Origin of the sequence: Rhodococcus sp. P14 (assembly GCF_000256505.1) — a bacterium.
Taxonomy (GTDB): domain Bacteria; phylum Actinomycetota; class Actinomycetes; order Mycobacteriales; family Mycobacteriaceae; genus Rhodococcus; species Rhodococcus ruber.
Map to the genome: position 1 here is coordinate 1 of NZ_AJFC01000305.1, position 8,121 is coordinate 8,121.

10 protein-coding genes are annotated in these 8,121 nt (G+C 71.3%); 4 read left to right on the forward strand and 6 right to left on the reverse strand.

Annotated elements, in window-relative coordinates:
* From OEY_RS0121455 to OEY_RS0121480, 5 genes are all read right to left on the reverse strand, one after another.
* On the reverse strand, positions 1 to 555 hold a 555-nt coding region (locus OEY_RS0121455; protein WP_010595824.1), incomplete at its 3' end, for a Type 1 glutamine amidotransferase-like domain-containing protein.
* A gap of 11 nt (positions 556 to 566) precedes the next feature.
* Complete coding sequence (locus OEY_RS0121460) at positions 567 to 1,439, reverse strand: maleylpyruvate isomerase family mycothiol-dependent enzyme (RefSeq protein ID WP_010595825.1); 873 nt, start codon at positions 1,437 to 1,439, stop codon at positions 567 to 569.
* Complete coding sequence (locus OEY_RS0121465) at positions 1,436 to 1,876, reverse strand: HIT family protein (RefSeq protein ID WP_029540154.1); 441 nt, start codon at positions 1,874 to 1,876, stop codon at positions 1,436 to 1,438. The genes OEY_RS0121460 and OEY_RS0121465 overlap by 4 nt, the downstream gene beginning before the upstream one ends.
* Positions 1,877 to 1,880: 4 nt before the next feature.
* The gene (locus OEY_RS0121470; protein ID WP_029540155.1) at positions 1,881 to 2,651 is read right to left on the reverse strand and encodes an SIR2 family NAD-dependent protein deacylase; all 771 of its coding nucleotides are present in this window, start codon (positions 2,649 to 2,651) and stop codon (positions 1,881 to 1,883) included.
* A gap of 171 nt (positions 2,652 to 2,822) precedes the next feature.
* The gene (locus tag OEY_RS0121480; protein ID WP_010595829.1) at positions 2,823 to 3,188 is read right to left on the reverse strand and encodes a DUF488 domain-containing protein; all 366 of its coding nucleotides are present in this window, start codon (positions 3,186 to 3,188) and stop codon (positions 2,823 to 2,825) included.
* A gap of 259 nt (positions 3,189 to 3,447) precedes the next feature.
* Between OEY_RS0121480 and OEY_RS0121485 the strand changes: the two genes are divergently transcribed.
* The 4 genes from OEY_RS0121485 to OEY_RS0121500 all read left to right on the forward strand — a co-directional run bounded on the left by OEY_RS0121485 (position 3,448) and on the right by OEY_RS0121500 (position 7,082).
* On the forward strand, positions 3,448 to 4,560 hold the full coding sequence (locus OEY_RS0121485; RefSeq protein WP_010595830.1) for a Re/Si-specific NAD(P)(+) transhydrogenase subunit alpha: 1,113 nt from the start codon (positions 3,448 to 3,450) through the stop codon (positions 4,558 to 4,560).
* Positions 4,561 to 4,908, forward strand: a complete 348-nt coding sequence (locus OEY_RS0121490) for an NAD(P) transhydrogenase subunit alpha (protein ID WP_010595831.1) — start codon at positions 4,561 to 4,563, stop codon at positions 4,906 to 4,908.
* The gene (locus OEY_RS0121495; protein ID WP_010595832.1) at positions 4,905 to 6,335 is read left to right on the forward strand and encodes an NAD(P)(+) transhydrogenase (Re/Si-specific) subunit beta; all 1,431 of its coding nucleotides are present in this window, start codon (positions 4,905 to 4,907) and stop codon (positions 6,333 to 6,335) included. Before OEY_RS0121490 ends, OEY_RS0121495 begins: the two co-directional genes overlap by 4 nt.
* Positions 6,336 to 6,458: 123 nt before the next feature.
* Positions 6,459 to 7,082, forward strand: coding sequence for an NADPH-dependent FMN reductase (locus tag OEY_RS0121500; RefSeq protein ID WP_010595833.1), 624 nt, complete (start codon positions 6,459 to 6,461; stop codon positions 7,080 to 7,082).
* Here OEY_RS0121500 and OEY_RS28815 read toward each other — a convergent pair.
* Positions 7,079 to 8,121: MFS transporter (locus OEY_RS28815; protein WP_010595834.1), on the reverse strand; the 1,043-nt coding region annotated here is incomplete at its 5' end. The two genes, OEY_RS0121500 and OEY_RS28815, sit on opposite strands and share 4 nt — an antisense overlap.

Consider the following 8,121-nt stretch of genomic DNA (forward strand, 5'->3'; position numbering starts at 1 on the left):
ATATTCCAGCGTCCGTGCGACGCCCGCGTCGGCCAGGGCCGAGTCCCCGGCGTGCGGGACGATCGCGTAGTCCACCCACCCCAGACCGTCCCAGCGGGCCGGAACCCCGCAGACGACGTCCGCCTCGCCGGGGTCGTCGGAGAATTCGAGACCGCGCAGGGACGGCGTCACCAGGCAGGCCCCCGCGCTGTACCCCGCGTAGGCCGTCCGGCCGGAACGGACCAGGTCCGTGAGGATCTCGTCCCCGCCGCACAGGGCGAGCCGCGTGCGCAGCACGAACGTGTTGCCGCCGCGCACCCACAGCGCCCCGAACCGCGACAGCGCGGCTCGCAGCGACTCGGGCGAGCCGACGTGGTCCCGCAGGTCCACCTCGGCGGGTTCGTATCCCAGTGCGCGCAACGGCGCCAGCTCGCTCGCCACCGCCGAGTCGCGGGCCCGGGGAGGCCACGCGTCGGCCGCGTTGGCGATCACCGCGATCGGGCATGGGCCTCGGGTGACCCCGAGCAGCAACCCGGGGTCCGCGCCGAACCGGTAGGACGACAGGAACAGCCGCACGGAGCTGCCGCTCAGATCACGAAGGCGAGGTTGTCCACGATCCGCCGGCCGACCGTCGTGTCGCCGCCGAGGGCGATCTCGTCGAGGTGTTCGAACGCGTGCACACGGCCGCCGGCGAGCCGCACGAACAGGCGCGAATCCATCGCGACGGTGCTCGTCGCCGGACCGGACAGGGCCGGCACGACCGCGGCCCGGCCGTCCACCTCGACGTGAACGGTGCGGGCGAGCGGGCCGCTCAGCTCGAACGTGATCCGTGACCCGGCGGGAGCCTTGCCGAGCTTGCCGACAGCGAATGCGAGGGCCCCGAAGATCTCCGCGGACGCGAGTTCGGCGCGCGCGCCGCCCTCGTCGCCGGGGACGCCGAGCGCGTCTCGGAGGTCGAGTTCGTGCATCCAGCAGTCGAAGATGCGGATCCGCATGAACCGGCCGTAGGTCGCCTGGCCGACCGGGGTCGTCGCCGGTGCCTCGAAGTCCGCCTGGGTCATGGCCGCGAGCTGCTCCCGGCGACGGGCGACGATCTCCCGGTAGCGGGCCAGGACCTCGTCGCCCGGCGTGCCGCGCAGGGACTCGATCCAGCGTTCGTTGAAGGCGCCGATCTCGTTGCGGACGTGGCCGAGGGCGTGCACGTCGATCGCGACGTGCGGCGTCTCGACGCCGGCGAGCATCGACTCGGTTCCGATCAGGTGCGCCGTGATGTCCTTGACGGTCCAGCCGGGCAGGGAGGTGGGCGTGTACCAGGTGTCCCCATGGACGTCGGCGAGCAGCCCGTCGATGGCGTCGAACTGCTCGAGGAGCAGCGTGCGGATCGGTTCGACCGGGAACTCCGGCGTCTCCTTCGTATCCGGCGCAGTGCTTCCGGGAGCCGGGGTGTTTCCGTGTGTCACAGTGCGTCCTCCGCTTCGAGACGGGCCAGACCGGCGCGGATCGCCGCGCCGGTGGCCTCCGGGTCGTGGGGTCGGCGCCGCAGCAGTCCTGCCGCAAGGCGCAGCTTGTCGCCGCGCCGTCGCGGCAGCACGTGCAGATGCGCGTGGAAGACGGTCTGGAAGGCGGACCGACCGTCGTTGAACACCAGGTTGGCACCGTCCGCGGCGAGGTCCGAGCGTTGCATGCCGCGGGCGATGCGCTGCCCGGTGCGGAACAATGCGGCGCCGTGCCCGGGATCGAGATCGTCGAGCCGGGGTGCGTGAACCCGCGGCACCACCAGGGTGTGGCCCCGGGCGATGGGCCGGATGTCGAGGAAGGCCAGCACGTCGTCGTCCTCGTACACGCGCACTGCCGGGCCGTCGCCGCGGACTATGGCGCAGAACACGCAGGAGTTCACCCGCTCACTGTAGGCGGGGCGTCCGATCCGCGGCGACTGCGGCGACGAGTTGCGGCAGGCCCACTGCCGCGGCGGTGCGCCAGACCTCGTCCATCTGATCGGACAGGCCGGTCTCCTCGGGGTTGACCTCCACGACGGGGATGCCGTGCCGGCGAGCCAGCGAGGGCAGGCCGGCCGCGGGGTACACGATCCCCGACGTGCCCACCACGAACACCAGGTCGGCGGCGAGGACGGAGGCGGTGGCGGCCTCCCAGGGGCCGGTCGGCAGCGGCTCGCCGAACCACACGACGCCGGGCCGCACGTCGCCGCCGCACGCGCCGCAGTCCGGTGGGTCGAGGCGGGCGACCGTCTCCGTGGGGGCCTCCGGGGGATCGGCGGGCGTGCCGCAGTCGGCACACCGCGGCGAGAACAGGCTGCCGTGCAGGTGCGAGAGCACGGGACTGCCGGCGCGCTCGTGCAGGTCGTCGACGTTCTGGGTGACGATCGACAGTTCCACGGCCTGTCCCCAGTCGGCCAGCGCCCGATGGCCGGCGTTCGGCTGCACTCGCCGGACCAGGGCCACGCGCCACTGGTACCAGGCCCACACGGACGCGCGGTCGCGCTCCCATGCCTCCGGGGTCGCCAGGTCGGCCGGGTCGAAGCGTTCCCACAGACCGGTCTGTGCGTCGCGGAACGTGGGCACGCCGCTCTCGGCGGACATCCCGGCGCCCGTGAGCACGGCGATCCGTCGTGCACGCCGGGCCAGACGGAGGATCCGCGGAGGGGGAATGGTCATCGGTTCAGGGTAGGGGGCCGGGACCGGACTCGTCGGTCCCCTTCTCGTCGTGGAGGAGGACGGCGCCGCAGCGCGGGCACGGGGCCTCCGGTTCCTCGAGGAAGAAACCGCAGTCGGGACAGACGCGATGCATCCAGCAGACGGGGTCGCCGCCGGCGTCCGGCACATCGTTCATCGCGCACCCCGCATCCGTTCCGCGAGGACGGCGGCGCCGCTGTGCTCGACGTCCCGGGTCGCGGTGAGCAGGACGATCGACCGGCCGTCGGCCAGGGCGTCGACGCGCGCCAGCGCGGCCCGCGCGTCCGGGCCGTCCAATTCGGTCAGGTACCGGTCGCGGAACTCGGCGAACTGCGACGCGTCGTGCGAGTACCACTTGCGCAGTCCGGTCGACGGCGCCAGGTCCTTGACCCAGTCGTCGTGGTGGAACGCGTCCTTGCGCAGGCCGCGCGGCCACAGCCGGTCGACGAACACCCGGAACGCCTCCTCGTCGCCCGGATGGTCGTAGACGCGCTCGACGACGACACTGCGACGTGCCATGGACTCGTGCCTCCTCCCTCACGGCCGATACGGCAGAATTGTGAAGTGAACTACCTCACATTCTGGCACCGACTCACTGTTCGGACTCGATTCAGACGAAACCGAACGGTTGCGCCCCCGACCTGGGCGCGGTACGTCTGACTGGGCTCATCGCCCATAGTGCACGGCCCGAGTCGGCCGCTCGTCGCACATGACCCGCCGCTCATCGCGGTGAGGTGCCGATTCAACGCAGGAGTCGAAAACTTTGGAAACCGAGGATATGGGTACGGGACGTGCGGTGACAGCGCGACCCACCGTCGGCGTCGTTCGGGAAACCAACGACGGCGAGCGGCGGGTCGCGCTGGTGCCGATGATCGTGCCGTCGTTGATCAAGAAGGGGCTCGACGTGGTCGTCGAGTCCGGGGCCGGGCTCGGTGCGCTGATCCCGGACGAGGCCTACGCCGAGGCCGGGGCGCGGATCGGGGACGGGTGGTCGGCGGACGTGGTGCTCAAGGTGGCGCCGCCGTCGGACGCGGAGGTCGCGCGGCTGCGGTCGGGGCAGACCCTGATCGGGTTCCTCGCCCCCCGTAACGCCGAGAACCAGATCGGGGCGCTCACCGCGGCCGGGGTGCAGGCGTTCGCCGTCGAGTCGATCCCGCGGATCTCCCGCGCGCAGGTGATGGATGCGCTGTCGTCGCAGGCGAACGTCGCCGGGTACAAGGCGGTGCTGGTCGCCGCGTCGGAGTCCACCCGGTTCTTCCCGATGCTCACCACCGCCGCGGGCACGGTCAAGCCGGCGACGGTGCTGGTGCTCGGTGTCGGGGTGGCCGGGCTGCAGGCGCTGGCCACGGCCAAGCGTCTCGGTGGGCGCACCACCGGGTACGACGTGCGGCCGGAGGTGGCCGACCAGGTCCGCTCGGTCGGGGCGCAGTGGCTCGATCTCGGGATCGCCGCGGCCGGTGAGGGCGGGTACGCCCGCGAGCTCACCGAGGACGAACGCGCGCAGCAGCAGGCGGCGCTCGAGGAGGCCATCAAGGGCTTCGACGTGGTGATCACCACCGCGCTGGTGCCGGGCCGGCCCGCACCGCGGCTGGTGACCGCCGCCGCCGTGGAGGGCATGAAGCCCGGTTCGGTGGTGGTGGATCTGGCCGGGGAGACCGGCGGCAACTGCGAGCTGACCGAACCGGGGCAGACCGTGGTCAAGCACGCGGTGACGATCTGCTCGCCGCTGAACCTGCCCGCGACCATGCCCGAGCACGCCTCGCAGCTGTATTCGAAGAACGTCGTGGCCCTGCTCGAGCTGATGCTCGACGAGAACGGCGGGCTCGCCCCGGACTTCTCCGACGAGATCCTCGCCGGCGCGTGCGTGACCCGCTCGAAGGAGAACGTCTAGATGTATACGGAACTGTTGGCGAACATCGCGATCCTGGTGCTGGCCGGGTTCGTGGGCTTCGCCGTGATTTCGAAGGTGCCCAACACGCTGCACACCCCGCTGATGTCGGGCACCAACGCCATCCACGGCATCGTGGTGCTCGGTGCGCTGGTGGTCTTCGGCCACCTGCCCGCCGGCGCGCCGTGGAGCATCAAGGTCATCCTGTTCGTGGCGCTGGTGTTCGGCACGCTCAACGTCGTCGGCGGCTTCGTCGTCACCGACCGCATGCTGGGCATGTTCAAACCCAAGAAGCCAGTGACACCGCAGACCGCGCCTGCGGTGGCGGAGAAGGGAGCCGACGCGAAATGAGCTACCTCGTCTCCGTCCTGTACATCGTCGCGTTCGCGATGTTCATCTACGGTCTGATGGGCCTGACCGGCCCGAAGACCGCGGTGCGCGGCAACTACATCGCCGCGGCCGGCATGTTCGTCGCGGTCGTCGCCGTGCTGATCGACATCCGCGAGACCGACAACTGGCTGTGGATCGTCGCCGGCCTGGCCGTGGGTGTGGTCCTGGGTGTGCCGCCGGCGCTGCGCACCAAGATGACCGCGATGCCGCAGCTGGTGGCGCTGTTCAACGGTGTCGGTGGCGGCACCGTCGCGCTGATCGCGTGGGCGGAGTTCCTCGACTCGGACGGGTTCACCACCCTCGCCGAGGAGCCCACGGTGCACGTGGTGGTCGGCTCGCTGTTCGCCGCGATCGTCGGCTCGGTCTCGTTCTGGGGTTCGCTGGTGGCGTTCGCCAAGCTGCAGGAGCTGCTGAACAAGAACCTCGAACGCCGCCTCGTCGGCGCGGCCAAGGCCTTCCAGCTGGCCAACATCGTGCTCGCGCTGGCCTCGATCGCGATCGCCGTGTACATCGGTCTCGCGGCCGATCCGGCCAACGATCCCACCTCGGCGCTGTGGATCGTGGCGCTGCTGGTCGTGGCCGGGCTGATGGGCCTGTTCGTGGTGCTGCCGATCGGCGGCGCCGACATGCCGGTGGTGATCTCGCTGCTCAACGCCCTGACCGGTCTGTCCGCGGCGGCCGCGGGTCTGGCGCTGAACAACCAGGCGATGATCGTCGCCGGCATGATCGTCGGCGCGTCGGGTTCGATCCTGACCAACCTGATGGCCAAGGCGATGAACCGGTCGATCCCGGCGATCGTGTTCGGCTCCTTCGGCGGCGACGGCGGCGCCGGCGCCGGCCCGGCCGGGGCGGGCGGCACCGTCAAGGCCACCTCCGCCTCGGACGCGGCGATCCAGATGGCCTACGCCAACCAGGTCATCGTGGTGCCCGGCTACGGCCTGGCCGTGGCGCAGGCGCAGCACGCGGTCAAGGAGATGGCGGCAATGCTCGAGGACAAGGGGGTGGAGGTCAAGTACGCCATCCACCCGGTCGCCGGCCGGATGCCCGGGCACATGAACGTCCTGCTCGCCGAGGCCGAGGTGCCCTACGAGGCGCTCAAGGAGATGGACGACATCAACGGCGAGTTCTCCCGCACCGACGTCACCATCGTCATCGGTGCCAACGACGTCACCAACCCCGCCGCCCGGCAGGATTCGTCCAGCCCGATCTACGGCATGCCCATCCTCAACGTCGACCAGTCCAAGTCGGTCATCGTGCTCAAGCGCTCGATGTCCTCCGGCTACGCCGGCATCGACAACCCGCTGTTCACCGCCGACCAGACCTCCATGCTGTTCGGCGACGCGAAGAAGATGGTCTCCGAGGTCACCGAGGAACTCAAGGCGCTGTAAGCAGTTCGGCGCGCCCGGGGCGTCCGCACGGAACACCGTGCGGACGCCCCGTTCGTGTGCGACCGTCGAAGGCGGCAGGCGGGCCGCGCCCGGCCCGTCGCACCGACGGAAAGGACGCGTCCCGTGACCGAGCACCCCGCGACCGAGCCTTCGGGGACCGAGCAGCCCCGGACCGGCACCGACAGGACCTACAAGGTCGGATATTTCGTCGGCAGCCTGTCGTCCACCTCGATCAACCGGATCCTGGCGAAGACACTGATCCGGCTCGCGCCGTCCGATCTCGACTTCGTCGAGATCCCCATCCGGGACCTGCCGCTCTACAGCCCCGACTACGACGCGAACTACCCGCCCGAGGGGGCGGCGCTCAAGGACGCGATCGGCGCCGTCGATGCGGTGCTGTTCGTCTCACCCGAGTACAACCGGTCGATTCCCGGCGCCTTGAAGAACGCCATCGACTGGGCGTCGCGGCCGTGGGGGCAGAACTCGTTCGATCACATCCCGGCGGCCGTGATCGGCGCGTCCATCGGCGCGATCGGCACCGCCGTCGGGCAGCAGAGCCTGCGCGCCGTGCTGAGCTTCTGCAACGCCCGGCAGATGACGTCGCCGGAGGCGTACATCCACTACACGCCCGAGGTCTTCGGCGACGACGGCAGCGTGCACAACGCCGGCACCGAGGACTTCCTCCGCAACTACATGCGCGAGTTCCGCGACCACGTCGTGCGGGTGCTGACCGTGCTGCCGCGTTAGCCGACCGATTCGTCCACCCGCTCGAGCGCGCGCCGGCTCCGCTCACCGACGGAGCCGGCGAGGGCGGCGGCGGCGAGCACGCACGCCAGCGGCACCGTCATCGCCACGGTGAGCGACGTCGCCTCCGACAGCCAGCCGATGGTGGCGGGGCCCGCCAGGAACCCGATGTATCCCATGCCGACGACGCGGGACATGTTGCGGCCCGGGGCGCGGGCATCGATGTTCCCGGCGGCGCTGAAGATCTGCGGGACGGCCCCGGACAGGCCCAGCCCGAACAACGCCCACCCGGCGAGCGTCACCGGCAGCCACGGGGAGGCGATGACGGTGCCCATCCCGGCCCCCGCCAGCAGCGTGCCGTACCGGACGACGGCGACGGCACCGACGCGGGCGCTGACCCGGTCCGCGACGAAGCGCCCGAGCGTCATCGTCGCGGAGAACGCCCCGAAGGCCAACGCCGCGACCGCGTCCGGGCTGCCCAGCTGTTCCTTGACCTGCAGGGCACTCCAGTCGTTGGCGACGCCCTCGCTGAGCATCAGCATGAACGCGAGCCCGCCGAGCAGCAGCACCCGCCGCGAGTATCCGCCGCGCGGGCCGGACCCGTGCCGGTGCTCGACCCGCGGCACCCGCACGAGGTGCGGCGCCGCGACCACGACGACGAGCATGCCGACGAGGCCGGCCCCGCCCAGGGCCACCGCCGGGGCGAGTCCGGCCGCCAGGGTGCCCGCCCCCACCAGCGACCCGGCCACCCCGCCCACCGAGAACAGCCCGTGGAACGCGGCCATGATCGGCCGCCGGTAGCGTTGCTCGACCGCGACGGCCTGCGAGTTCATCGACACGTCCAGCGCGCCGTTGGCGAACCCGAACACCGCGAGCGCGGCACCCAGCTGCCAGGCCGCGCCGGCCAGACCGGGGCCGACGGTCGCCGCCGCCAGCAGCACTGCCGCGGTGACGGTGGTGCGGTCGCTGCCGAACCGGTCGGCGAGCGGACCGGTGGCCTGCATCCCCGCGATCGCGCCCGGCAGCGAGGATCCGGAAACCC